The sequence below is a fragment of the Pseudenhygromyxa sp. WMMC2535 genome (assembly GCF_011083025.2).
On record NZ_JABJWV010000001.1, the window covers coordinates 5,801,628 to 5,827,030 of the forward strand.

Here is a 25,403-nt window from a genome sequence, read left to right on the forward strand (position 1 = left end):
TTCATTTAACTTCGCGGGTAGAGTCCCGCCTGTCATGCGACCCAAGGACGAGAGCAAGCGCCTGCGGATCCTCGAAGCTGCCATGGAAGTGGTCGGCGAGCAGGGCCTCGCGAGCCTGTCCATCGAGGCGGTGGCCAAGGCCGCGGGCGTGTCCGTGGGCACGATCTACGTCTACTTCAAGGGCAAGGAGGCGCTGATCAACGAGCTCTACCTCCACGCCAAGGCGGGCTTCTCTCGGGCTGTGTTCGGCGTCGACGCCGAGCTCCCGGTGCGCCCCTCGCTCGAGCAGATGAGCGTGGCCTACCTGCGCTACGTGACCGAAAACCAGCCCGCGGTGCTGCTCATGCGCCAGCTCCAGCACTCGAGCTTCCTGCACGAGCAGTCCAGGGAGATGGCGGCCCAGACGATCTTGCCGCTCTCGGCCCTGCTCGAGCGCGGCAAGGCCGAGGGGCTGATCAAGGACCTGCCCACGCCCCTGCTCATCGCCTTCATCCACGGCACCCTGGCCGAGCTCGCGGGCTTCGCCGGGGCTCAGCCCCGCAAGCAGCGCGCGCAGACCTTCGCGTCCGTCGCCCAGCTGGTCTGGGACGCGATCAAGGCTTGAGCGCGGTCCGAGGGGCCTCCTCGCTGCGAGGGGGCCGCTTCTTTCGACCAGATAATGAATAAATATTCGCCTAACGACACGAACTCTTCCAACCATCGAGACGCTCCCATGACCAACTCCAAGTCCATCTTCATCACTGGTGCCTCCTCCGGCCTCGGCCGCGCCGCGGCCCTGACCTTCGCCAAGCACGGCTGGACCGTCTACGCGACCATGCGCAGGCCCGAGGCCCACGCCGATCTCGGCGAGGTCGAGGGCGTGACGCTGCTGCCCCTCGACGTGACCTCGCCGGCGCAGGTCGAGGCCGCGGTCGCCCGCGCCATCGAACTCGGGGGCGTGGACGTGCTGTTCAACAACGCCGGCTACTCGCTGGCCGGACCGCTCGAGGGGGCCAGCGACGCGGCCATCGCCCAGCAGTTCGAGACCAACGTGTTCGGGGTCATGCGCGTGACCCGGGCCCTGCTGCCGCACCTGCGCGAGCGCGGCGGGGCGACGATCATCACCACGACCTCGATCGGCGGGCACGTCGCGATGCCGCTCAACTCGGCCTACCACGCGACCAAGTGGGCGCTCGAGGGCTGGAGCGAGAGCCTGGCCTTCGAGCTGCGGCCCTTTGGGATCGAGGTCAAGACGGTGGCCCCCGGCGGGATCGCCACGGACTTCTTTGGCCGGTCCATGAACCTCGTCCGCCACCCCGCCTATGAGGATCAGCTGAAGACGATCCTCGCGGCCTTCACCAGCCCCGAGCGCGCGGCCAGGCGCTCGACCGCCGAGGCTATCGCCGAGGTCGTCTACGAGGCGGCCACCGACGGCGAGGACAAGCTGCGCTACTTCGCCGGGGAGGACGCGAAGGCCTACATCGCCCAGCGCCGCGAGCTCGGCGACCAGGGCTTTCACATGGCCCTGGCCAAGGCGATGTACGGCGGCTGAGCGCGCGCGGGCCCGGGCGGCGAGGCTCGGGCCCGCAGGCGTTTGGAGCTGGGCTTGGAGCTGGGCTTGGAGCTGGGTTCGGATCAGGGTTCGGCGAGCAGCGCGAGCTCGTCCTCGGAGAGCGCGCGGCCGTAGACGCGGACCTCGTCGATCAGCCCATCGAAGCCGCGCTGGAAGCCCTCGCGGTCGCCGATGGTCAAGGCGGCGTCGTTCTCCCCCGGGAGCGCGGCGATCAGCTCGCTGCCGACGGCCACCCCGTCGACATGAAAGGTGATCCGGTGGGGGAGGGCGCCCGCGTCGGCGTTGGGCTCGAGGGTCAGGGCGACGTGCTGCCAGACGTCGAGGGTGATGACCCCGTCGGCCGCGCAACCCGACCAGCTCGTGTTGATGTTGGCGCACAGGCTCTCGCTGCTCGCCGGTGCTCCGCTGGGCTGGTCGCCGAGGTAGAGCGAGAACCCGGGGCCGTAGCTGCCGGTGTACTGCTGCTTGGAGACGACGCGGCCGTAGCTGTGGTCGCCGAAGCTCGACGGCTTGATCCACGCGCTGAGCGTGAGCCCGGCGGGCGTATCGAGGTGCTCGTCATCGAGGACGAGCACGTGCGCGTCCTTGTCGAAGTCGAGGGCGGCGCCGCTTTGACCGGTGGCCCAGACCGGGCCGGCGCCAGGACAGGTGGCCGCGCTGCCCGCCAAGGTCCCGGTGTTGGCGTTGGCGGCGTCGGCGGTGGTGCAGCCCGTGCCCTCGTCGAGGGCCCAGCGCCCGCGCAGGTCCACGCTGGGATCCGCGACCGTGAACGCGATGAAGTAGTCGTCGGTGTTGGCGACCTGGTCGGCGTTCTCGCAGCGCACGCAGTAGCGGTAGCTGTGGCCGTCGACGAGGCCGGTCAGCGTGGTCGCGTGGCTGGTGGTCTGGCCCGAGCTCGTGAAGGTGTTCCACCAGTAGGGTCCGCAGGCGCCGCTGGCGGGGGCGTTGCGGTAGCTGCACAGCGCCTCCTGGTCGGTCTGGACGGTCATGTCCGTGGTCTGCGTGCCGTAGGCGAGCAGGCCCTCGGGCGCGCCCAAAAAGCGCAGCGGCGGCTCGCTCAGCGGGCGCGGCGTGAACTCGTCGGCGCCGATGTCGAAGTCCCCGTTGGGCCGCGCGACGCCGTCGTAGTCGTGGGTGATGAAGGCCGAGGCGTCGCTGCCCTGGTCGAGGACGCAGCTGTCGGCCGGCGAGATGTGGAGGTCGCCGGCGAGGGCCGCGACGTCCCCGTTCGGGTAGCTGTCGCCGCGATCGTCGAGCAGCGTGGGCACGCACTCGCGCGCGCCGAGCTCCCCCGAGGCGCTCGCCCAGGTCGCGAGGTCGACGGTCGTGGTCCCGGCCCAGGCGTAGCCGCCGTCGGGATCCCAGGCGTTGGTGTCGGCGTCGAAGTGCGTCGGCACGTAGCTGACCGCGATGTTCTTGGCCAGCGAGCTCTTGCCGCCGACGAGGTTGTTGCGCACGACGATGTCCTGCTGCATCGTGCCCTGGTTGTTGCCGTCGCGGGCGCCGATCATCAGCGCGGCGGTCCCGGTGATCGGGCCGTAGCAGGAGTTGTTGATGATGTTGATCGCGCCGGGGACCTCGGCCATGGCCGGGTGATCGTGGCCGGCGAGGACCTCGATGCAGGCCTCGAGGCCGTCGTCGCTGGAGATCATGTTGTTCGAGATGGTGACCTCGCCGATGACGTGGTTGGGGACGTCGTCGCTGCCGGCCTGGAGCAGGAACCCGGCGTCGTAGATCCCGGTCGGGGCGTCGTGGCGCGCGAGGTTGCGGTCGATGATGAAGTCTTCGAGCGGCCGGGGAATGGACTCGCAAGGGCCGTCGGACTCGGGCACGAGCTCGACGGCGACGTTGGCGTCGACGAACTCGTTGTTGCGGATCGTCCAGTCCTGGGTGCAGGGGGTCGCGGCGATCGCCCGCAGGCGGCCGGCGCCCGTGAGCTCGAAGTCCTCCGCGTCGCGGCCTTCGAGCTGGGCGTCGAACACCGAGTCGAGGATCTCGACGCCCTCGTAGTAGCCCCACATCTTGAAGGCCGTGCTCGCCCGCGGCTTGCACAGCTCCCCGGCCTCGGGCTCGCACTGCGCGAGATCGGTGCACACATAGTCCAGGGCGCAGTCGAGGTCGTAGACGCTGTCGGGGTCGCAGCGCGCCTCGGGCTGGGTCGCGCAGGCGTCCATGTTCGCGGTGATGTTCTTCCAGCGAAACGGCCCGTCGGCGTCGGGGCCGTAGGAGCCGCCGCCGCGGGTGACCCAGTAGCCGGTGTCCTGGAAGAGGAGATTTTCGAACTCGATGTACGCGGCCCGCCAGTTGAAGGCGTTGATCGCCGAGCTCCTGCCGTTGTAGTTGCTGTCGCGGTTGAGGTCGTAGGTCTCGATGTCGTGGACGTAGACGTAGTTGGTGTCCGCGCTGGGCGGATCGCCCTCGGGGTCGGCGTGGAGGTCGAAGAAGCCCGAATTGTCGGTCAGGGTGTAGCGCCCGTAGTCGCGGACCGTGAAGTGGGCGAGCTCGACGTGAGAGACGTCGTTGGCCAGGTAGATCGCGCGCTCGTCGTCCTTTTGATGGACATCCTGGGGGTCCTCCTCGTCGGCGGCGGGGGCGGCCGCGCAGCCCTTGTTGGGCGCGCCCGGGCAGGTCTCGGGCGGCTCGAGCACGGCGAGGTCGCCGGTGTCGTAGGGCGGATATTGGCCGTTGTCGTTGCGATCCCAGCCGACGAGCATGAAGGGGTCGCTGGGCCGCCGCCACTCGCGGGCCTCGCTGCCGCTGCGCGCGACGCGGTGGCAGTCGGGGAAGCCGCCGTGGCCCGCGGGCGGGCTGAGGTTCTCCTCGACGCAGATGTTGCGAAAGCAGATCACGTCCTCGTCCGCGCCGCTCGTCGGCGAGGACGCGGCCGCGAGCTCGATGGCCCGCGCGATGGTCTCGCAGGGCTGCTCGGGCGAGCCGCAGGTGCCCTGCGAGGGGTAGTCGTCGCCGGCGGGGTAGGTCGTATCGGCCCCCTTGGCGCAGCTGACATAGATCGTGTTGGCGCCGTTGTCGTCGCCGTCGTTGGTGGATCCGTCGCAGAGGTTGCAGTCCTCTGGCTCGCCGACGATCCCGTCGCGGTCGAGGTCGAAGCCGCAGGCGCGGGTGTTGTAGCCGCGTTCGGGCAGGGGCGAGGCCGGCACGACGAGCTCTGGGCCACACGCGGCCTCACCGTCGACGGGCACGGCCTGCGAACCCGGCGGCCCGATCAGCGCCTCTCCCTCGATGTCGATCGTGGGCTCTGGCGCGTCGAGGGCGTCACATCCGATGGCGCCGAGGCAAGACAAGAGCGCGCCTGCCCCGAGCCGAAGCCCGCGCGGGCTCGGTGCTCGGCGAAGCGTCGAGCACCGAGCCCGAGCCCGATTGCCGATGTCATCGTGTGTAGATAATATTGATTCATGGCCTGAGCGAGGTGAATGTTTCGACTTCCGCATTGTATGAAAAATAGGTGTGCCCGCGGTGCAGCGCGAATGGATATGTGTTGCCATTTCTCACCGCGTGTTTTTGCCTGGGCGATGACGGATTCGTGGTCATCGGCCATGCGCTGGCGGGTCGCGGGGTGAAGGACGCGGGAGAAGGTGCCGACTCGGGGCAGGCGGCACGCGGTCGAGTTCGCGGGCTGACGGGCTGGTAACCCCGGCTACCCGGAGACAGGCCCGTGGCGGGCCGTACGCGGGGAGTCCTCCGGCTCGCGCGCGAAATCGGGTATTACCCCGGCATGCGACTGCCCAGCTCTCCCCGCGCCGTGGTCACCGGAGCCGCCAGCGGCTTTGGCCGCGCCATCTCCCTTCGCCTCGCCGCCCGCCACGCTCGCCTGGTGATCAGCGACATCGACGAGGAGGGCCTCGCGCAGACGGCCGAGCTCATCCGCGAAGCTGGCGGCGAGGTCCGGACCATCGCCTGTGACGTGCGCGAGCCCGAGCAGGTCGAGGCCCAGGCCGATCTCGCCGAGGAGGCGTGGGGCGGCACCGACGTGGTGATCAACAACGCCGGCGTGGCCGTGGCCGGTCGCGTGGGCGACGTGCCGCTCGAGAACTGGCGCTGGCAGATCGAGATCAACCTCTGGGGGGTGATCCACGGCTGCCACGTGTTCGTGCCGCGCATGCGGGCCCAGGGCTCGGGCTGGATCCTCAACGTGGCCTCGAGCGCGGGCCTGCTCTCGGCGCCGACCATGGGGCCCTACAACGTCAGCAAGGCCGGGGTCATCGCGCTGAGTGAGACGCTCTACGGCGAGCTGCTCGACACCAAGGTGCACGTCAGCGCGCTGTGCCCGACCTTCTTCCGCACCAACATTCACAAGAACGCGCGGGCGAGCAGCGAGCCGATCCTCGAGCAGACCTCCAAGCTGATCACCGGATCCAAGTGGAGCGCCGAGGCCATCGCCGACATCGCCATCGAGGGCCTCGAGCGCGGCGAGCTCTATGTGATCCCGCAGCTCGACGGCAAGCTGATGTGGGGCGCCAAGCGGCTGATGGGCCAGGGCTTCCACGGCATGGCCGGGCGGGCGCTGCTCAACCCAAAGCTCCTGCGTCGCTTCATGCGTCGCTGAGTCCGGGGCTGCCGGCGAGTGCCTTGGCCCGAGGTGCCGGGTGCTCGCCGCGGTCGTCGGCGGCGCCCGGCGCCGGCTCGGTGACAGCGCTGCGGCGGGACACGCTCAGCACGGATAAATTTTCACCTTTTCCTCGCGCGGGGCGGAGAAGGATGTCATAGAACGCTCATGAACGCTGTTTTGCTGTGTTCGGTGCTCTTCGCAGCGCAGGCCTCGTCTCCGGTGGAGTCCACGCAGTCAGCGCCGGAGGTGTTCTTGCCGGCGCACCTCGATCCCGCGCAGGCCTTCGAGGTGCCGCGGCGGGCGCAAGACGAGCAGCCCTTCATGACGGCCGCGCGCGCGGAGCATCCCGAGCTGCTGCCGGCGGAGGGGAGCGACGCACGAGAGCTGCTCTCGCCCGCGCAAACCGAGCGCGATGCAGAAGTCTTCATGCGCGCTCATTGAGCGTTTCACCCCTGCGACGATATATCCCGGCGCTCGCGCGTTGTCCCGCGTGGCCGCCGGGATAGCTACATTTACGCGCAGACGGCCTGGTCATGATGGCATTGTGTGAAAACGATCCTTGAAGCGTGAATTGCGAGGGACCATCGTATTTGAACAATGAGTTCGAATTGTATGGAGGAACTCGCGGTGTTCATTGAGGACCTGCTCGCGGGGAAGCCGGCGAGCCCCCTCGACGAGGGGCAGGACGCCGCGAGCGCACGGCTGGCGAAGGGCCTCAACGAGCTCGCGGGGCGACTCTACGGTGGTCCCGCCGATCGAGCGCTGTTTTCCCACGGCCCCGTGGTGGTGTTTCGCTGGCGAAATGCGGAGGGGTGGCCGGTGGAGTTCGTGTCCGACAACGTCGAGGCGCTGACCGGCTATCCCGCGGGGGAGTTTGCGAGCGGGCGCCTGCCCTACGCGAGCTTGATCGTGGCCAAGGACATGGAGCGGGTCGTGCAGGAGGTAACCGAGCACAGCGAGCGCGCGATGTGGTTCGAGCACGCGCCCTATCGCATTCGTCACCAGGACGGGCGGGTGCTCTGGGTCCACGATTACACCGTCGTATTGCGCGACGCCGAGGGGAAGGCGACTCACTTTTATGGCTACATCATGGATATCAGCGATCGCGTGGCCAACGACGAGCTGATCCGCAAGCAGCTGGCGATCATCGACAACCTCGGCACGCCCATCGTTCAGGTCTGGGAGGGGGTGCTGACCGTTCCGCTCATCGGGCCACTCAATGACGCCCGCGCGGCGTCTGTCACCGAGGAACTGCTCGAGCGTGTCAGCCAGGCCCCGGTGCGCCGGGCGGTCCTCGACCTCACGGGGGTCGAGGACATCGACACCTCCACGGTCCTCCACCTCGATCGCATGATCCGCGCCGTCGGCTTGCTGGGCTGTGAGTGTGTGCTCTCGGGGGTCTCGCCGACGATCGCCCAGACCATGGTCGGGCTGGACCTGGACTTTGGTGAGCTCCGAGTTTTTCAGAGCCTGGCGGCAGCCCTGCGTACGCTGGTGATCGAACTCGGGCGGGCCAGGCGAGGGTAGGGGGCGGCTCGCCCGAGGACAGCGAGGAGGCCCTCTGAGGGGCGGGGAGCCGTCGACTTCCGCCAGCCGCGGGGCTGCTGTAGCCTTGGCGAGCTGATGCCTGCGCCGCCCCAGCCGCCTCCCCGGGACCCCATGCTCGGGGCGATTCTCCTCGCTCGCTACCGGATCCTCGGGCGCCTCGGCAAAGGAGGCATGGGCTCGGTCTACCTCGCCGAGCACGTGGCGATCCACAAGCGGGTGGCGATCAAGGTGCTCAGCCCCGAGCTCGCCAAGAAACCCGAATTCGTCCAACGTTTTCTTCGCGAGGCGAGGGCGGCGTCGATCATCCGTCAGGAGAACGTGGTCGAGATCTCCGACTTCGGAGAGGCGCCTGGCGGGACGGTGTTCTTCGCGATGGAGCTGCTCGAGGGCGAGGACCTGCGCGACATGATCCGCCGCGAAGGTCTGCAGCCGTGGCCGCGAGTCCGCCACTTCATGCTGCAGATCTGCCGGGCGCTCGAAGCTGCCCACGCCGCGGGGATCATCCACCGCGACATGAAGCCCGACAATTGCTTCCGCATCACGCGGGGCCGCGACGCGGACTTCATCAAGGTCCTCGACTTCGGGATCGCCAAGATCGACGACGGGACCGACGGCAAGGGCCTCACGCGCACGGGGATGATCGTCGGGACGCCGTCCTACATCGCCCCGGAGCAGGTCCGCAGCTCGACCATCGATCACCGCGCCGACATCTACTCCTCCGGCGTCATCTTGTTCGCGCTGCTCGTCGGGCGTCCGCCCTTCAAGGGCGTGAACATGATGGAGACCATGAAGCTGCACCTCTTCGAGGCGCCCAAGGCCCCGAGCGCCGTCGCGCCGGGGGCCGGGATCCCGCCGGAGCTCGACGCGATCGTCCTCAAGTGCATGCAAAAGGACCCCAACCTGCGCTTTGGGTCGATGGCCGAGATGATCGCCGCGCTCGAGTCCGTGGGCACGGGGGCGAGGGCCGTGCAGGTCGTGTCCGAGGATCTCAGCTTGCCGGCGGCGAGCTCGTCGCAGTTCGAGTGGCGGGGCGGCGCGGCTGGCTCGACCCCCGCAGGGGCGATGCCGGCTGGCTCGTCGCAGCCGGGCTGGCAGAGCGCGACGGGGTCGATGTCCGCGGGCGCGCAGTCGGGGATCACCCCGGTCGCGGCGCCGGTCCGCCACAACTCGACGCGCACGGTGATGTGGGTCGGGCTCGCCGGCATGTTCGTGTCGGGGCTGATCGCCCTCGGGCTCTTCTTGTTCCTGGGCGGCGACGACGATGAAGCGGGCGGCGCGGAAGCAGGCGACGCCGCCAGCGAGGTCGCGCGCGCGGATCCGCCTGCGGCTGGCGAGGGCGAAGGTGGGGGCGCGGTAGCGCTGCCCAAGGCAGACAGCCAGGCCGGGGTCGAGCTGGTCGAGCTCGAGCTGAGCGCCAACGTCTCCGCGCTGGTCCTCGACGCCGAAGATGGCGCGCGCTACGGCGTGACCAACGACGCCGAGGCGCCGCTGAGCTTCGAGCGCTCGGATGATCCGATCGAGCTCGTGCTCAGGGCCGAGGGCTACGAGGACCTCTCGATCAAGATCGTCCCCAACCGCGCCAAGTCCTACGAGTACGAGCTCATCCCGCTCGCGGGGGCGAGCAAGAAGGCCACCAAAAAGACCCCGGCGAGCTCGGGGCAGGCCAAGCCCGAGACCGCCGAGCCGGCGCCCGCGCCCACCGACGAGAGCGAGGACAAGGCGCACGAGGAGCTCAAGAACCCCTTCAGCCGGCCCTGAGCGGGTCCTGATCAGGTCCTGATCAGGTCAGATCCAGGAGCAGGCGTGGCTGGGTCAGGGTCGAGCGGCCGAGCTCAGCCCGGCGTGCCCAGGCCCAGCTCGGCGCTGGCGAGGGCGCGCCGGGCCGCGTGGGCGTTGGCGAAGCGCTCCTCGGGGCGCTTGGCCAGGAGCAGGCGCAAGATCGCGTCGAGGTCCGGCTGCGCGCCGAGGCTCGGGGCGAGCTCGGCCAGCGCGGGCACGGGGTCGTTGAGGTGGGCGCGCCACAGCAAGTTGACCTCCTCGGCCTCGAAGGGCCGGCGCCCGGTCAGCATCTCGCACAGCAAGATCCCCACGGCGTAGAGATCCGTGCGCGGGTCGACCTCCTCGCCGAGGATTTGCTCCGGGGCCATGTACTCGGGGGTGCCGAAGATCATGCCCTTGGTGGTCAGGCGCATGCACTCTTGCTTGCCGAGCACGTCGTTGAGCATCTTGACCAGGCCGAAGTCGATGATCTTGAGCTGCTCGCGGCCGTCGGCGTCGCGCGCAAGGAGGATGTTCTCGGGCTTGAGGTCGCGGTGGACGATGCCGAGCTGGTGGGCGTGGTGCAGGGCGCTGAGCAGCTGGCAGGCCAGATCCACGGCCCTGGTGGCCGCGAGGGCGCCGCGCTGGTCGAGCTCGTCGGCGAGGTCGTGGCCCTCGACGTACTCCATCACGAAGAACATGCCGCCCTCGGGGGTCAGGCCGACGGCGTGCAGGGCCGCGATGTTCGGGTGCGCGAGCATCGACTGGGCCCTGGCCTCGCGTTCGAAGCGGAGCGCGAGCTCGGGGGAGGAGGCCACGTCGGCGTGCAGGCGCTTGATCGCCACGGTCTGCCCGTGCTCGTCGATGGCCCGATAGACGACCCCCATGCCGCCCTCGCCGAGGGGCTCCTGGAGGGTGTATCGCTCGAGGAGGGTCTGGCTCGACACCTGCCCACGCTCGCCGACCGTGTGGTCGTAGGTCAAGCTGCGCGATAGTCTGACAGGAGGTGTCCAGCGACCGTGAGGGTGTAGAAATCTATAGCGCCTCACTCCGCGGGCGCGCAGGCACGGACTTCGTCCAAGGTCGCGGCCTCGAGCACGCAGCGGACCTCTCGAGCCGTCCCAGCCTCACGGCACTCGTCGAGTAGTTCGGGTCCATGCTCGCTGGCGACTTCGCTGGCGATCTCGGCGGCCCGACCTTGTTGTTCGGCGCGAAAGAGCGCGGCGACGTGGTCGACCATGGCCTGGCATTCCTCCTGCGAGGGGCGGTCGACACAGCCGAGCAGCGAGGCGAGGGAGAGGCCGACCAGGGCCGAGCGCTGAATCCTGACCCGAGGGTGTGGGTCTCGTGATCGGCTGCCTTGCATGCGCCGATGGTATCAGGGTCGCGCCAACACCAGGGGATGGGGCATGCTATGCGCCAATGGGCCTGCTCGATCCTGCTCCGCCGCCCTTCGATCCCGAGGAATGGTCCAAGCGCCCGTTCAACGAGCGCGCCCGCCTGGCTTGCCAGGATTGGGCGATGCAGGGCTATGGCGCGCCCGTGCCGGTCTACCTCGCCTACGCGCTGAAGATCGCCGGCTACATCGGGGCGTGGGTGTTCTTTTGCTCGCGCTCGCCGAGCCTGGGCGGGCTGGCGAACATCGAGCAATGGTGGCTCGAGCCGCTCGCGTTTCAAAAGGCGATCATCTGGAGCATGCTCTTCGAGCTGCTCGGCTTTGGCTGCGGGAGCGGGCCGCTGACCGGGCGCTACATGCCGCCCTTTGGCGGGGCGCTCTATTTCATGCGCCCGGGCACGACCAAGCTGCCGCTCTTCGAGGGCGCGCCGCTGATCGGCGGCCCCCGGCGGACGCTGCTCGACGCGGGCGTCTACGCGGTGACCTTGGTGGCGCTCGGCTGGGCGCTGTTCTCCCCGACGGTCAGCGACACTCAGCTCTACGCGCTGATCGTGCTCGTGCCCTTGCTGGGCGTCCTCGACAAGACCCTGTTCCTGGTCGCTCGCGCCGAGCACTACTGGGCGGTGCTGCTGTGCTTCGCCTTCGCCGGCAACTGGATCGCCGGGGCCAAGGCCGTACAGCTGGCGCTGTGGTTTTGGGCCGGGGTCTCCAAGCTCAACCGCCACTTCCCCACGGTCGTGTGCGTGATGACCAGCAACGGCCCCTTCACCCGCTTCCCCTGGCTGCGCCGGCGGATGTATCGCAGCTACCCCGACGACCTGCGGCCCTCGAGGCTGGCGACCGCGATGGCGCACGTGGGCACGGTGCTCGAGTTCGCCGTGCCCTCGGTGCTGATCTGGGCCGGCGAGGGCACGCCCTTGCTCGTCGGCATGGTGCTCATGCTCATGCTGCACGGCTACATCACCAGCAACGTGCCGATGGCCGTGCCCCTCGAGTGGAACGTGATGATGGTCTATGGCGGCTTCGCGCTGTTTTGGGCCCACCCCGAGGTCACGATCCTCGATATCGGCTCGCTGCCGATGGCGGCGGCGCTGGCCGTGATGCTGATCGCCCTGCCGCTGATCGGCAATTTCTTCCCGCGGCTGGTCTCGTTTTTGTTGGCGATGCGCTACTACGCCGGCAATTGGCCGATCAGCGTGTGGCTGTTTCGCGGCGACAGCCGCAAGAAGCTCGACAAGCTGGTCACGCCCTCGCGCTGGATCGACGATCAGCTCGGCTTCTTCTACGAGCGCCCGACGGTCCTGACCATGCAGGCGCGGGTCATGGCCTTTCGGCTGATGCACTTCCACGGCCGCTTCTTGCCCGGGCTGCTCCACCGCGCCGCCCCGGACCTCGACGAGCGCGTCTACGCCGAGGGCGAGGTCATCTCGGGGATGATCCTCGGCTGGAACTTTGGCGACGGCCACCTCCACGGCGAGCAGCTGCTGCGAGGGGTGCAGGCCCAGTGCGGCTTCGAGCCCGGTGAGCTGCGCTGCGTGGTGCTCGAGTCCCAGCCGCTCTTTGGCCGGACCCAGCGCTGGTCGATCGTCGACGCGGCCAGCGGAGTGATCGAGGAGGGCGAGGTCGTGGTCGCCGACATCCTCGAGCGCCAGCCCTGGGAGCTGCCCCCGGGATTCGAGGCGCAATTCGAGGGCCAAGAGGGGGCGCCGGCGCCCGAGGCCGCGGGGATCTGAGCAGGCGCGGCCATGGTGAGCGCTGCCACGGCATCTGCGGTCCTCGCTCGCGCTCGTGCGCGTGTCTTGGGCCTCGGCTGCGCGCTGTGGCTGGTGGCCTGTGGCGGGGAGCCTGGGGCGGACGAGGCGCTCGAGCCAGGGCAGAGCAGCGACGACGAGTTCGGCTCCGAGGACGGCCAGAGCGGAGCCGAGAGCGAGGGGGAGGGGGAGGGGGAGAGCGAGAGCGACGGCCCGATCGCGGATCTCGGCCAGCCCGACGTGGGCTCGCCCTGCCCGCCGGCGCCCTGCGAGGCCTGCGTGTGCGAGGCGGGAGAGCTGCTGTGCGACTGCGCCGGGCTCGGGCCCGAGGCTGGCTTCGTGGCCCTCGAGGCCGTCGCCTACACCCTGGGCGAGGGCGAGCAGGCCCAGGCCCTCGAGACCACCGACGCGCGCTCGTTCTACTCGTTTTGGCCCGCGGCGCTCGGCTCGGACGATCGCCCGCTCTTCGTGTTCTTCAACGGCGGGCCCGGGGTCAGCAGCGGGATGTTGCTCGGCCTGAACGTGGGCCCGCGGACCTTCGATCCGGCCGCGGTCGAGCCGGGCCTCAGCCACGCGGCCAACCCCGCGAGCTGGACCAGCCTCGGCAACTTGCTGTGGATCGACGCTCGCAACACGGGCTTTGGCTACGGGCTGCTCGACGACCCCAGCGAGGCGGCCGCTCGCGGGGCCGCGATGAGCGTGGGGAGCTTCAACGCCTACGCCGACGCCGGCGACTTCGTGCGCGTGCTGCTGCGCTTCTTGGCCGCGCACCCCAGCCTCGAGGACAACCCGGTGGTCCTGGTCGCGGAGAGCTACGGGGGGACCCGGGCGCAGATCATGCTCGACATGCTGCTCTACCCTGGGGCCTACGCAGACGCGAGCCGGCGGATGATCGACCCGGCCTTGAGCGCGGAGATCCAGGCCCACCACGAGCTCGTGCTCGGGGCCGACGAGCCCGGCCCGCAGATGATCGCCGCGCAGTTTGGCCGCCAGGTGCTGATCCAGCCGGCGATGACCGGGAAGACGCAGAAGATCGCCGCTGGCGAGTACTTCGAGGGTCCCGACTCGCCTTTGCTCGCGCTCGCAGATGATCTCGGCGTCGTCTACCAAAGCTGCGCCGAGCTGATGGAGGCGTGCTCGCCCTACGACCACGCCCTCGACTTTGCGAGCGCGCACGGCCGCAGCCCCTATGACTATCGATCGCCGGCGAGCTGGCTCAACGATCTCTTCGCCCTGGTCAACCTGCGACTCAACGACGCCGAGACCGCGCAGGCGATGTTTGGCGTCACGGCCGAGGAGATCGTCGGCCTCGACGCAGGCGCGCGCGCTCAGGCCTGGCGGGCGATCAGCGCCGCGGCCTTCCCGGCGGACGCGGACATCGGCAGCTGGCCCGCGAGCCTCGGGGAGCTCGAGTCCTGGGATCGCTACTTCGTGCCCTTTCACCACGAGGTGCTCAGCCGCTTCAACGGGGCGGCGGCGAAGAACATGGGGGTCAACCCCGACGACGAGCACTTTGGCGAGCTCTTCTTGTCGAACCTGCGCTGGGTGGACACGATGATCACGGTCACGGACTACGACCTCGTCGTCCACACGCCGGCGATGCCGCTCGCGCTCGCGGCCTATGTCGAGCTGGTCTCTTCCGTGGACGTCGACGAGCTCCAGTCGCGGTGGATCGTCGAGTACGCGGCCGCTGCCTTTCCCGATGATCCTCCAGTGGGCTCGCGGGAGGTCGCGGCGCCGCGCTTCGAAGCCTCGCACGCGGTCAGCCTGGACGCGCCCGCTCAGCTGCGCGACGCTGTCGAAGCCTGGCTGTGAGCGCGAGACCAACGCCGTGACGGCCAGGCTTCACTGCGGTGACGCGTGCGCCGAGGGTGTCCACATTATCGCACAGGCTGCAAAGCGAGCTCGACTGTCGGTTTCGAGCGGCGCGCAGGGCCGAGTTCACCGCGCAGCTCGCTCGAGCTCGACGCCGTGAGCGCTCCACACGGTGCAAAAGCAGCATGAAGCGCAGCCCACGATGACTTTGAGACGCGGCCCAGAATCAGGACTTGGCAAAAGGGCAGGTCTCGCTCACGAAATAGTCATGGTTCTCTTGGAAGTACGAGCCGACCAACCAAAGGTCCCGGACACGGAGTGGGACAAGGTCGCGCTCCACCTACAGCTCGTCAACATGGTCCGCGCGCGCATCGGTCAGCGCGAGCTCGATCGTGAGAGCGGCTACTCCCCAGCCGACGTCCGCGCGGACGCCGAGTTCTACATCGCTACCCAGAGCTGGGCGCGACAGCGCGCCAAGGAGCTGGGCATCGGCTGAGCGCCGGTGATGGGCTCGCGCCGAAACGCCAAGCGTCGGCGAGGCCGAGGGCGGCGAGCGGGCGAAACGAGGTCGACCGACCCGCGTGGCGCACGGGTCGGTCGAGTGATGCTGCGAGACGCTGGGCTCAGTTACAGACGTGAGCGGCGTAGTTGCAGTGCGCGCTGACGCAGTCGGTGGTGTACAGGCAGCTCTCGCCCTGCGCACCGGTCGTGCAGGTGTAGGTGTAGTTGGAGCAGTAGGGCGCCTCGGCGGTGCAGTCGTTGTCGTTGGCGCAGCCGTCACCCTCGGAGCCGTCGTAGCAGACGTTGTCGACGCAGTTGGGGGCGCTCTCGGAGCAGTCGCCGTCCCAGTGGTCGCAGGCGGAGCCCTCTTCACCGGTGGTGCAGTAACCGCCACCGCAGAAGGGCGCAGACTCGCTGCAGTCGATGGCGATCTCGCAGGGGTCACCCTCGAGGCCCTCGGAGCACTGGTCGATGGCGCAGTGCGGCGCCGACTCGCTGCAGTCCTCGTTCACCGCGCAGAAGTCACCGACGAGGCCCTCGGAGCACTGGTCGACGGCGCACTTGGGGGCGTCCTCGGAGCAGTCGCTGTCATAGACGCAGCTGTCACCGAGCTCGCCAGCGGAGCAGGTCCCGCCAGCGCAATAAGGGGAGCCCGAGTTGCAGTCGTTGTCGTAGATGCAGGGGTCACCCACGTCGCCCATGCGGCACTCGCCGTCGACGCAGTAGGGGGCGCCGATGCAGTCGTTGTCGTTGATGCAGGAGTCACCAACGCCGCCGTCCCAGCACACGCTATCGACGCAGACGGGAGAGGTCTCCTCGTTGCAGTGCGAGTCGTAGTCGCAAGGATCGCCCTCTTCGCCAGCGCTACAGAAGCCGTTCACGCAGGCCGGGGCCTCGGAGCCGCAGTGCGAGTTGTAGACGCAGGCGTTGCCCTCACCGGGGACCAGGCAGTCCGTGGTGTCCCAGGTGCAGCCGCTGCAAGACAGGGTGCCGCTGTTGTACTTGGAGTCGATGTCGGAGCAGGTCTCGGTGAACGACGCGTTGTCGTCACAGGTCTCGGTCGCAGCGACGACGCCGTCGGGCTCACCACCGACGCAGCTGTCGGCGACCGGGATGGCCTCGGGGACGTTGGCTTCGACGGCCTCGGGGCTGGTGGTGGCAGGCTCCTCTTCGAGGTCCTGATCGATGAAGTCATCTTCCGCTTCAACGCAGCCGCCGAGGACCATGGTCACGGCGAACAGCCCGATAGTCGGACGAATGAACTTCTGAAGTTTTTGGGATACTGGGGCCAGCTTCATACCGGAAAGGTATAGGTGCAAGTCCTGACCGAGAAAAGAAGTATCTTTAGTCTAAATGTCGATTAATTTGGCAAGGCGTGAAACTTTGTCAGGGCTGTCTTCACTTTGTGACAAGTGCATTAAAAGCGCGAAGACCTCTATCACACAAAGGTGAGAGCTCGGATAGCGCCCCATTCGCGTGCTCAATATCGCGCTGGTGTGTTCAGCGCGTTCGAGAGCGCCTTTCGTAGCAGCTCTGCGAGGGTGGCGAGGGGTTCACTATGAGGGCTTCGGGTGCGCCGCGCCAGGCGAATGGTCCGTCCAATTGATGGGGATTCGAAGGGCACGCAGCGGATCCCCTGCTGACGCGACTCGATGGGGATGGCGCTGGCGGGGAGCACGCTGACCCCGAGGCCAGCGGCGACCATCTGCACGACGGTCGGCAGGCTGGTCGCACGAAAGGGGGACTCGCGGAAATTGGGCCATGCGCAAAATGCGAGAGTGTGATCACGCAGGCAATGGCCGTCTTCGAGGAGGAGCAGCTCCTCGGGCGAGATGTCGCTCATGGCGACCGGAGCTCGGAGGTGGTGGTCTGTGGGGACGAGCAGGCAAAAGGGCTCCCAGCCAATCTCGACGGCTTCGAGACCGGGGATGCTGGGCGCGTCGGCGATGAGGGCGGCCTCGAGGTCTCCCGACATCAGGGCGTGCTCACACTGGCTCGTGCGCTCTTCGATCCAATGCACGCGTGGGGCTCGATCCCGCGCACGGATCTCTGCGACGGTCGGGGGGAGCAGGTAAGGGGCGATGGTCGGGATGACGCCCACACGCAGGCGCAGGGCGTAGGGGTCGGTGAGCAGCGCGGCCTGATCTCGGAGGTGGTCGCTCTCTCGCAGCACGGCCTTCATCCGCTCGAGGAGTCGACGGCCCGCCTCGGTGACCAGGATCCCGCGTGCATGGCGCTCGAATATCTGAACACCCAGACAGGACTCGAGCTTGGCAATCTGCGCACTCAGTGACGGCTGGGAGACGCCGCAGTGTTCGGCCGCGCTACCAAAACCTCCGCGCTCGGCGACCGCTACGGCGTATTGGAGCTGCCTGAGCGAAAAGGCGGGGGTATGGAAAGAGGTCATAGGACCTTCCTATGCCTAGCATAGAGCCGATGTGTTGGCGCTTATGGATACCCGCTGTCAGTCTGTTTCCATGACCAAGAAGACGTTGACCACCGAAAGCGGCGCGCCCGTCACGGATAACCAGCACTCTCAGACCGCCGGTGCTGGTGGGCCCGTCCTCATTCAAGATCATCACCTGCTCGAGAAGCTGGCCCACTTCAACCGCGAGCGGATCCCCGAGCGTGTGGTTCACGCGGTGGGGACCGCAGCCTACGGGACCTTCGAGGTCACCAGCGCCGAGGTGCCGCGCTGGACTCGAATGAAGCTGTTCTCCGAGGTCGGCAAGAAGACCGATATGTTCGCGCGCTTTTCGACGGTCGCGGGGTCTCGCGGTGCCCCAGACACGGCTCGCGATCCACGCGGCTTTGCGCTCAAGTTCTATACGGAGGATGGGAACTGGGACCTGGTTGGAAACAACACGCCGATCTTCTTCATTCGAGATGGCATCAAGTTTCCAGACTTCATCCATTCCCAGAAGTACGACCCCCATACCAACAGCCAGGAGCCGAACAATGTTTGGGACTTCTTCGCGGGGTCTCCCGAGGCGACCCATCAATTTGTCTGGCTCTTTGGTGACCGCGGCATCCCGGCCTCCTACGCCTGCATGGATGGGTTCAGCTCGCACACCTATCAGTGGGTCAACGCCGAGGGAGAGCGCTTTTGGGTCAAGTTTCACTTCAAGACGGATCAAGGCATCAAGTGTCTGACCGCTGACGAGGCCGCGGGGATCTCGGATCCCGAGTACCTTCAAAAGGAGCTCTACGCGCGCATCGAGGGCGGGGACCACCCCACGTGGACCCTCAAGGTGCAGGTGATGCCGGAGGCGGAGGCGCAGAACTATCGCTTCAACCCCTTCGACCTCACCAAGGTCTGGCCTTATGAAGACTACCCGCTCATCGAGGTTGGGCGAATGACCTTGCACACCACCCCGGACAATTACTTTGCCGAGGTCGAGCAGGCAGCCTTCGATCCTTCACACTTCGTCCCGGGGGTCGGCCCGTCCCCCGATCGCATGCTCCAAGCCCGGCTGTTCGCCTACGGTGACGCGCACCGCTACCGCCTGGGGATCAACCACACCCGGCTGCCGGTCAACTCGGCCAAGAAGGTCGAGGGGGGCGCGAGCAACTACACGCGGGACGGGTTCATGACCGTGGGCAGCAACGGCGGGGGCTCCGTGAACTACGAGCCCAACTCGCGCGGAGGTCCGGTCGAGACCGGGAAGCCGCTGAGCAAGGGCATCGCGTCCGACGGGCCGAGCGGGCACTACGTTCCGCACGAGCACCCCGAGGACGACGACTTCGGCCAGGCCGGGGCGCTCTATCGGGTGATGAGCGCGGACGGCAAGCAGCGCCTCGTGGACAACCTCGCCGACAGCTTGTCGCAGGTCACCTTGCCTGGGGTGGTCGAGCGCTCTGTGGGCCACTTCCGCAGCGCGGACGCGGAGCTCGGGGAGCGCGTCGAGAAGGCGATCGCCAAGCGGTGCGAGGACAAATGAGGCTCGCGGCGAAGCGCCGAGCCTGGCCGCGCGGGGCCCGCTGAGGTGGCACCCCGGCGGGCCTCCAGCGGGTCCCTGCGGGCTGGCGAGGCGGGCCCCCGGTGTCCCCTCCTTTCGGGGAATTCGTCGGAATTCATCGGATTAGGGCTACCTACGGGGAGTCGTGACGGCCGCCGCCGCACGCGGTACAAGGGCGGGCCGGAGACACTGCATGGGTCGCACCTTTGAAAACCGCAAGCTCGCCATGGCCAAGCGCGGGGCGCGTGACGCCAAGGCCTTCACCCGCTGCGCGCGGCAGATCAGCATGGCCGTCAAGGCCGGGGGTCCAGACCCCGACAACAACACGGCGCTGCGCCGGGCTGTCCAAAACGCCCGCGGCGTCAACATGCCCAAGGACAAGATCCAAGGCGCGATCGATCGCGCCGCTGGGGTCGGGGACGCCGTCGACTATCAAGAGGTGCTCTACGAGGGCTACGGGCCGCACGGCATCGCGATGATCGTCGAGGCCGCGACCGACAACCCCACGCGAACCGTGGCCAACGTGCGCTCGGCCTTCAAAAAGAAGGGCGGCAACCTGGGCAGCAGCGGCAGCGTGGCCTTCATGTTCGATCAGTTCGGCTACTTCAAGATCTCCCCGAGCGCCGGAGAGGTCGACGAGCTCGAGCTCGAGCTCATCGATCATGGCCTCGAGCAGCTCGAAGAGGGCTTCGACGACAAGGGCGAGGACGTGCTGGTGCTGCGCTGCGCCCGTGACGACTTCGGCAACCTTCAGTCCGGCCTCGAGGGCAAGGGCATCGAGGTCGTGGAGTCGGGCTTCGAGTGGGTCCCGCAGACCACCACGGAGCTGGGGGAGAGCGAGTCCGACGAGATCATGGCCTTGATCGAGAAGCTCGAGGCCGACGACGACGTGCAGCGCGTGTATCACAACCTCGAGTAGCTCGAGCTGTGGGCATGCGCTCGAGTCGAGCGAAGACGGCCCCATCGGCGTAGCGATGGGGCCGCGCTCATTTAACCGAGGAGGGCCTCGATCTTCTCGACGAGGCTCGAGGGGGCGGTCTTGGGCGCGTAGCGTTCGACGACCTCACCGTGGCGGTCGACGAGGAACTTCGTGAAGTTCCACTTGATCGCCTTGATGCCCAGGATCCCCGGGGCCTTGGCTTGGAGGTGACGGTAGAGGGGGTGGGCCCCCCCGCCGTTGACCTCGATCTTGGCGTGCATCGGGAAGGTCACGCCATAGTTTTGCTGGGCAAAGGCGAGGACCTCGGCGTTCGTGCCGGGCTCTTGCTTGCCAAACTGGTTGCAAGGGAAGGCGAGGACCCGCAGTCCCCGGTCTTCGTAGCGCACGTGAAGCTCCTGCAGCTCACCTAGCTGCGGCGTGAAGCCTCACTTGCTAGCGGTGTTGACGATGAGCAAGACGTCGCCGCGGTACCTGCTCATCGAGTAGGTCTCGCCGGTGATCGTCTCGACTTCGAAATCGTAGATATTGGTCACCCGTGCATTAGAGGCATCGCGAGCAGTCGATGCAAGCGGATGGGGGCGATGGGGTGATGTGCGGCGTGAATGGGGCGCGACGACGAGCCGAGAGGCACCGCCTCGTGCGCAGGGTCTCTGCAGCGAGCGGATGCGCGCAGCAGGAGCGCCGGAACACAAAAGCAGTCGCCCGTCCCTGGGCATCGGGCATCATCTCCTGGATCATGGCCAGCGTGCAGGCCACCGTCTCGAGGTCGCCCCGGTGACCGTGAATTACGGCAGATAAGACGGCGTCCGTGGGGTTCGAGCGGGTTCTTGGATGGAGCAGATGCGCGGGACGGAGGTCGGATCGAGGATGAATGGGTGGATGGAGAGGGCAGAGTCGAGGCGTAGATCGGCCAGACCTTGGGACACTTAAGGGTCGAGACAGACGAGGACGAGGTGCACGGGGAAGTCGTGCTGATCCATGACGAGGCCGACGTAGGAGGCGATGCGAGACGCGCGAAAATAATTGGCGCGCGCGAAGATGGCAGTGCATGAGCGGGCGGCTGCTCAGCACAGCGAGGTGTCGCGCGCCTCATCCTCGGCCCAGCGCAGCGCCTGGCTGGCGAAGGCGCTGCACCAGCTGTTGACGTCGTCGCTGGCCTCCAGGTAGCGCAGGCCACCGCTGGGGTGCTGGCGGCGAGCGAGGGCGGCGCGGGCTCGGGCGATGGGCTCGGCGTGGCGGCCGGGGTCGACCACGGCCCAGATCCGCAACGCCTGGGCGATCACGTCGCTGGGTCGGCGCTCGACCTCGCTGCCCTCGCCGATCCAGCACGGCAAGCTGCCGTCCTCGGCCTGGATCGAGGTCAGCCAGTCGGCCCCACGGCGCAGGCGCGCGCGGTTGGTCGCGACGTCGATGCCTCGGCGGACGAGGGCCAAGCTGCCCTCGAGGGCGTAGCAGCTGGCGTGGACGTAGCTGCGCGCGTCGTCGGGGCGCAGGGCGAAGCGGCCGTCGTGCTCGAGGGCCGCGAGCTCGCTCAGCGCGGCGAGGGCCGGCGCCACGCGGGCATCGCCGATGTCCTCGTCCCAGGCGATCAGCGACCACGCGAGCTTGAGCTGGTGGCAGGACCAGCGCGTGCTCCAGCGCGGCGGAGCCTGGGGGTCGTCGCAGGCGCGGCGGTCGGCGATGGCTGCCAAGATCGCCTCGAGCATCGGCGCGAGCGCGGCGGGATCGAGGGCGACGCCGGCTCGCCGCGCGCACAGCAGACCGGTCAGGGCCATGGCCGTGTCGAACACATAGGCGACGCCGCCGCGACCGACGAGGCCGCGCGCGTCGACCTGGGTGAGCAGCCAGCGGGCCATGGGCTCGACGGCAGGATCTCGGGGGCGCGGCTGGGCGAGGGCCGTGAGCGCGAGGCCGGCGGCCTCCGGGTAGGCGTAGCCGGGGTGCGCGGGGTTTTGCCACGAGGGCAGCGCGCCGCCGTGGCGAAGGGCGAGGGCCGAGAGCCAATCGAGGGCGCGCTCGGGATCGGCGCGGCGGCTTGGCGCGGTCATGGGGCGAGGACCAGGCGCAGGGATCGCTTGGCGGTCTGGCGGATCGTCTGCCCGGGGTTGCCGGCGAGGGCGGGGTAGGCCTCGCAGGGGGTGAAGCAGCCGCCACAGGCGAGGCGCTCGACCTCGGCGCGGGCGGCCAGGGTCCGGCGGTCGTGCCACAGCTCGGCGAAGCTGCGCTCGCGCAGGTTGCCCAGCGGCCGGTCCCAGACGTGGCAGGGGTAGAGCTCGCCCTCGGGCGAGATGAAGGCGGTGCTGCGCAGGGACTCGCAGCCGATCCCCGAGGCCTCGCCGCGCTGGTAGAACTCGAGGTTGATCAGGAAGGCCAGCTCCATGGCGTCGACGAAGGAGCGCGGCGCCCCGCGGCGGGCGAGGTGCTCGCGGGCCAGGCCGGGGCGGCGCGGCTCGGCGCCCGCGAGGTCGGCGTTGGCGAAGAAGTGCTGGGAGATCTGCAGCCGGTTCCAGTGCCACTCGCGGGCGTGAAAGTCGGGGAAGCGCGCGCGCAGCAGGGCCTCGAGGGCGGCGAGGCTGGGCTCGCTCTCGGGGGTCAAGGTCGTGCCCAGGAACACGTCGACGCCCGGCATGGCGCGCAGGACCGCGAAGGTCTCGAGCGCCCGGTCGAAGGCGCCCGCGCGACCGCGGATGCGATCGTGGACCTCGGGCGGGCCGTCGATGCTGACGGTGACGATCAGCTGGAGCTCGGGCCGGCGCGCGACGATGGCCCGGCAGGTGTCGACGATGCGCGCGTGAAACCAGCCGTTGGTGGGGAAGTGCAGCACGGTCAGCGCCGGCGTCGTGTCGGCGATGGTCAGCAGCAGCTGCTTGGCGTCCTTGCGCAAGAAGGGCTCGCCGCCGGTGACGTCGAGCCAGGTCAGGCGCGGGAGCTGACGCATGATGTCCGCGATCTCGGGGACCGAGAGCTCGTCGCGGCGCGGGTCCTCCCAGGTCCTGCACATGCTACAGCGCAGGTTGCAGCGGCGGGTGACGTCGAAGACCACGCGGTTGGGGGAGTCGAGGCGGTGCAGCCAGGTCTCGCTCAGCCGCGCGACGAGCTCGGCGCGCTTGCGCAGGCGCTGGAGCGATCCGGTGGGAGGAGCCGGCACGGCCTGGAGCATAGCCCGAGGCCCGCGAGCGCGTCGCTGAGCGCCGCCTTCGAGGGCGAAAGCGACACAGCCTCGGGAGCGCGCGCTCTGGTGACGCGACGCTCGCAGGGGCGCAGGCGAGCGCCAGGGGTGGATCTCGAGCGCCTGGGGTCGGTTACCATCGCCGCCGATGCCGATGAGGGCGCGTGAGCAGGGCCGCGAGCGGGGCCGCGAAGGGGGCGCGACATCGCCCCCAGGGCTGGCGCTGCTCGCAGACTGGCGCGCTGTCTGGGTGCTGACGGCGATCTTCGTCGCCGTCGGCGTCGAGGCGGTGATCAGCGGGCGGGCCCTCCACGACGAGGGCGTGCTGACCTGGCACTACGCGAGCATCCTGGGTGCGGCGCCGATCCCCGGGCTCTTTTTCCAGAAGCTCCGGCCGGTGCTCGCGCTCTGCTATGCCCCGGTCGCGCCCCTCGGCTTCGAGGCCTTCGCGGTGATGCACGTGCTGGTCGCGGCCGCGGGGATCCCCCTGGCCGCGGCGATCGCCCAGCGCCTGGGCGTGCGGACCTTCGTGGTCCCCGCGCTGATCATGGCGAGCTCGCCCCTGATGCTGTTCACGGCCCCGGGCGGCCACTCGAACACCGACGCGGCGATCGGGCTGCTCTTGGGCATGTACCTTTTGTGGGTCAAGGAGCGCGGCCTGGCCGGCGGGGCCGTGCTCAGCGCGATGCTCCTGGTGCGCTCGGAGGTCGCCCCGCTGCTCGTGGCGATCGCCCTCGAGCGCGCCCTCGCCCGGGACTGGCGGCCGCTCGTGGGCATGGCCCTCGTCCCTGGGATCTACGCGCTGGCGGGCTCGCTCTATCACCGCGACCTGCTGTGGATGCTCCACTATCCGCCGACGCTGATGCGCCCGACACCCAACGCCGGCTGGGTCCAGGCTGGAGAGCTGCTCGCGCGCCTGGGCGAGACGGCCACGGCGCTGATGTGTCTGACCCCGGCGGTCGGGCTGATCGTGCTGCTGCGCCCGCGGGCGCTGGGCCGAGAGGAGCGCGCGCTCGCGGTCGGCCTGGGCCTGTTCTTGCTGATGATCCGCGGCTTCCCGATGATCGGCCTGTTCAACTTCGACGCCTCGCCGCGCTACTTGCTGGTCGGGCTGCCGGCGCTCGCGCTGCTGATCGGCCGCCACAGCGACTGTGCGCACGGCTTGGCGGGCGCCGACGCGCGCGACGGCGGCGTCGCGAGCCTGGTCGCCCTGGCCGCGGCGACGCTCCTGGGGGTGGCGACCCTCGGCGACGAGCCCAGCAGGTTGTTGCTGCCGATGGTCGCGACCTGGGCGGGGGTCATGGGCCTGTCGCGGCTCGGCTGGTCACGCCTGGCCGCGGGCCTGTGGATCGCCGTGACCGTGCTCAGCTTCCCGCGTTGGCGCGGGCCGAGCTGGCTCGAGCCTCCGCGGGCCCAGCTCGACGCCCTCGAGGCGTGGTGGCTACGCGAAGGCCCGGAGGCGGGGGACGAGGTCGCCGTGCTCACGAACTCGCGCCTGGCCAAGGCCTGGCTCGAGCACCGCGACCTCCTCGCTCGGCCGCAGCGCGTTCACATCCTCTTCCAGGAGGACATGGCCTTCGAACTCGGCGCGCTCTTCGACCGCGAGGTCGGCCAGGATCGCGCGCTGCTCACGGCCATGGACGAGCACTTCTACGGTCGCCCGGTGCTCACGCGCCAGGACCCTCTCGACTGGCCGGTGGGGACCATCGTGATCTTCGAAGACGACGATCGCCTGGGTCGGACCATCGACCTCGAGCGCTGGCGTCCACGCATGTCCGTGGCCGTGGAGGTCGGCGAGGGCGAGCTGGTGATCGCCCGGCTCGTCCGCCTGCCGGAGGACGCCGAGGGCGGGGCGCCCCCAGCAGAAGCGAACCCGGACGCGGGAGAGGAGCGCGAACCGTGAGCCGCGCGACCACGGCTAGCAGCGAGCCGACGCCGGCGCCGACACCAACGCCGCCCGCGACGCGGCCCAAGGATCGCTGGATCGCCGGCGTCGCCATGCTGATCAGCCTGGTCGCCCTGGGTCGCTGGGTGATGGTCAGCCTCGACGTCGAGCTGAGCCTCAGGCGCCAGCGAGACGAGTCGGCGCAGCGCTACGAGCCGCCGCCCCCACCGCCGCCGCCGCCCTATCTGCCCGCGGCCAGGGCCCTGCTCGGCGGCCTCGCGCCCGGAGAGGACCTCGGCCATGGCTGGGAGGTGGAGCGCGTCGAGGGCCCCCTCGACGACGGCAGCATCGGTGTGCTGACCCTGCGCGAGGGCCAGCGCTTTCGCGTGTGGCTGCGCGCGCGCGGCAGCGACGAGCGCCTCGCGCCCATGCACACCGAGCGCTGGGACATCTACTACGACCGGCCGAACCCGATGGTGCCCAAGCCGGACCCGCGCGAGCTCTCGGCGGTGATCACCGCGATCGCCGAGCGGGTCCGGGCCAACGAAGGCGAGGGTTAGAG

Annotated in this window: 22 protein-coding genes; 13 read left to right on the forward strand and 9 right to left on the reverse strand. The window is 68.9% G+C overall.

Annotation, left to right across the window (positions count from 1 at the left end; all coding sequences use genetic code 11):
• Positions 1–34 precede the first annotated feature (34 nt).
• Positions 35–604: a TetR/AcrR family transcriptional regulator gene (locus tag G6O69_RS22740; protein ID WP_172305609.1), complete on the forward strand. Its 570-nt coding sequence runs from the start codon at positions 35–37 to the stop codon at positions 602–604.
• 108 nt (positions 605–712) lie between these two features.
• Positions 713–1,531, forward strand: a complete 819-nt coding sequence (locus G6O69_RS22745; protein WP_172305610.1) for an SDR family oxidoreductase — start codon at positions 713–715, stop codon at positions 1,529–1,531.
• Positions 1,532–1,614: 83 nt separating this feature from the next.
• Here G6O69_RS22745 and G6O69_RS22750 read toward each other — a convergent pair whose 3' ends face one another.
• A complete protein-coding gene (locus G6O69_RS22750) occupies positions 1,615–4,854 on the reverse strand; it encodes a LamG domain-containing protein (RefSeq protein ID WP_172305611.1) in 3,240 nt (1,079 codons plus the stop codon).
• A 431-nt stretch (positions 4,855–5,285) separates the two neighbouring features.
• Here G6O69_RS22750 and G6O69_RS22755 point away from each other — a divergent pair, with 431 nt between their 5' ends.
• The gene (locus tag G6O69_RS22755) at positions 5,286–6,116 is read left to right on the forward strand and encodes an SDR family NAD(P)-dependent oxidoreductase (RefSeq protein ID WP_172305612.1); all 831 of its coding nucleotides are present in this window, start codon (positions 5,286–5,288) and stop codon (positions 6,114–6,116) included.
• Here G6O69_RS22755 and G6O69_RS40470 read toward each other — a convergent pair.
• The gene (locus G6O69_RS40470; protein WP_255215854.1) at positions 6,103–6,228 is read right to left on the reverse strand and encodes a hypothetical protein; all 126 of its coding nucleotides are present in this window, start codon (positions 6,226–6,228) and stop codon (positions 6,103–6,105) included. The two genes, G6O69_RS22755 and G6O69_RS40470, sit on opposite strands and share 14 nt — an antisense overlap.
• A 56-nt stretch (positions 6,229–6,284) precedes the next feature.
• On the opposite strand from G6O69_RS40470, the gene G6O69_RS22760 reads away from it, so the two are divergent.
• The 3 genes from G6O69_RS22760 (at position 6,285) to G6O69_RS22770 (ending at position 9,425) form a co-directional block, all read left to right on the forward strand.
• Entirely contained in the window at positions 6,285–6,560 is a 276-nt protein-coding gene (locus G6O69_RS22760; protein WP_172305613.1) for a hypothetical protein, read from the forward strand.
• A 156-nt stretch (positions 6,561–6,716) separates the two neighbouring features.
• Entirely contained in the window at positions 6,717–7,646 is a 930-nt protein-coding gene (locus G6O69_RS22765; RefSeq protein WP_176397035.1) for an STAS domain-containing protein, read from the forward strand.
• 96 nt (positions 7,647–7,742) lie between these two features.
• A complete protein-coding gene (locus G6O69_RS22770) occupies positions 7,743–9,425 on the forward strand; it encodes a serine/threonine-protein kinase (protein ID WP_172305615.1) in 1,683 nt (560 codons plus the stop codon).
• Between the two features lie 74 nt (positions 9,426–9,499).
• On the opposite strand, the gene G6O69_RS22775 is transcribed toward G6O69_RS22770, so the two are convergent.
• Both G6O69_RS22775 and G6O69_RS22780 read right to left on the reverse strand, forming a co-directional pair.
• The gene (locus G6O69_RS22775; protein WP_172305616.1) at positions 9,500–10,408 is read right to left on the reverse strand and encodes a serine/threonine-protein kinase; all 909 of its coding nucleotides are present in this window, start codon (positions 10,406–10,408) and stop codon (positions 9,500–9,502) included.
• 62 nt (positions 10,409–10,470) lie between these two features.
• Positions 10,471–10,791 (reverse strand): hypothetical protein, encoded by a 321-nt coding sequence (locus G6O69_RS22780; RefSeq protein WP_172305617.1) that lies wholly within the window; start codon positions 10,789–10,791, stop codon positions 10,471–10,473.
• 56 nt (positions 10,792–10,847) lie between these two features.
• On the opposite strand from G6O69_RS22780, the gene G6O69_RS22785 reads away from it, so the two are divergent.
• The 3 genes from G6O69_RS22785 (at position 10,848) to G6O69_RS22795 (ending at position 14,883) form a co-directional block, all read left to right on the forward strand.
• A complete protein-coding gene (locus tag G6O69_RS22785; protein ID WP_172305618.1) occupies positions 10,848–12,554 on the forward strand; it encodes a DUF3556 domain-containing protein in 1,707 nt (568 codons plus the stop codon).
• 12 nt (positions 12,555–12,566) lie between these two features.
• Complete coding sequence (locus G6O69_RS22790) at positions 12,567–14,387, forward strand: hypothetical protein (RefSeq protein ID WP_172305619.1); 1,821 nt, start codon at positions 12,567–12,569, stop codon at positions 14,385–14,387.
• Between the two features lie 268 nt (positions 14,388–14,655).
• Positions 14,656–14,883 (forward strand): hypothetical protein, encoded by a 228-nt coding sequence (locus G6O69_RS22795; RefSeq protein WP_176397036.1) that lies wholly within the window; start codon positions 14,656–14,658, stop codon positions 14,881–14,883.
• 127 nt (positions 14,884–15,010) lie between these two features.
• Here G6O69_RS22795 and G6O69_RS22800 read toward each other — a convergent pair whose 3' ends face one another.
• Positions 15,011–16,186 (reverse strand): hypothetical protein, encoded by a 1,176-nt coding sequence (locus G6O69_RS22800; RefSeq protein ID WP_172305621.1) that lies wholly within the window; start codon positions 16,184–16,186, stop codon positions 15,011–15,013.
• A gap of 182 nt (positions 16,187–16,368) precedes the next feature.
• Positions 16,369–17,295: a LysR substrate-binding domain-containing protein gene (locus G6O69_RS22805; protein ID WP_172305622.1), complete on the reverse strand. Its 927-nt coding sequence runs from the start codon at positions 17,293–17,295 to the stop codon at positions 16,369–16,371.
• Positions 17,296–17,365: 70 nt separating this feature from the next.
• Here G6O69_RS22805 and G6O69_RS22810 point away from each other — a divergent pair, with 70 nt between their 5' ends.
• Complete coding sequence (locus G6O69_RS22810; protein WP_172305623.1) at positions 17,366–18,829, forward strand: catalase; 1,464 nt, start codon at positions 17,366–17,368, stop codon at positions 18,827–18,829.
• A 211-nt stretch (positions 18,830–19,040) separates the two neighbouring features.
• Positions 19,041–19,766 carry a YebC/PmpR family DNA-binding transcriptional regulator gene (locus tag G6O69_RS22815; protein ID WP_172305624.1) on the forward strand — a complete coding sequence of 242 codons (726 nt, stop codon included), beginning with the start codon at positions 19,041–19,043 and terminating at the stop codon, positions 19,764–19,766.
• Positions 19,767–19,837: 71 nt separating this feature from the next.
• Here G6O69_RS22815 and G6O69_RS42305 read toward each other — a convergent pair whose 3' ends face one another.
• The 3 genes from G6O69_RS42305 to G6O69_RS22830 all read right to left on the reverse strand — a co-directional run bounded on the left by G6O69_RS42305 (position 19,838) and on the right by G6O69_RS22830 (position 22,935).
• The gene (locus G6O69_RS42305; protein WP_346017152.1) at positions 19,838–20,236 is read right to left on the reverse strand and encodes a glutathione peroxidase; all 399 of its coding nucleotides are present in this window, start codon (positions 20,234–20,236) and stop codon (positions 19,838–19,840) included.
• A gap of 615 nt (positions 20,237–20,851) precedes the next feature.
• Positions 20,852–21,835, reverse strand: coding sequence for a hypothetical protein (locus G6O69_RS22825; RefSeq protein ID WP_172305626.1), 984 nt, complete (start codon positions 21,833–21,835; stop codon positions 20,852–20,854).
• On the reverse strand, positions 21,832–22,935 hold the full coding sequence (locus G6O69_RS22830; RefSeq protein WP_172305627.1) for a radical SAM protein: 1,104 nt from the start codon (positions 22,933–22,935) through the stop codon (positions 21,832–21,834). The genes G6O69_RS22825 and G6O69_RS22830 overlap by 4 nt, the downstream gene beginning before the upstream one ends.
• Positions 22,936–23,104: 169 nt before the next feature.
• Between G6O69_RS22830 and G6O69_RS22835 the strand changes: the two genes are divergently transcribed.
• Positions 23,105–24,859 carry a hypothetical protein gene (locus G6O69_RS22835; protein ID WP_172305628.1) on the forward strand — a complete coding sequence of 585 codons (1,755 nt, stop codon included), beginning with the start codon at positions 23,105–23,107 and terminating at the stop codon, positions 24,857–24,859.
• Positions 24,856–25,401 carry a hypothetical protein gene (locus G6O69_RS22840; protein WP_172305629.1) on the forward strand — a complete coding sequence of 182 codons (546 nt, stop codon included), beginning with the start codon at positions 24,856–24,858 and terminating at the stop codon, positions 25,399–25,401. Before G6O69_RS22835 ends, G6O69_RS22840 begins: the two co-directional genes overlap by 4 nt.
• Positions 25,402–25,403: the final 2 nt, after the last annotated feature.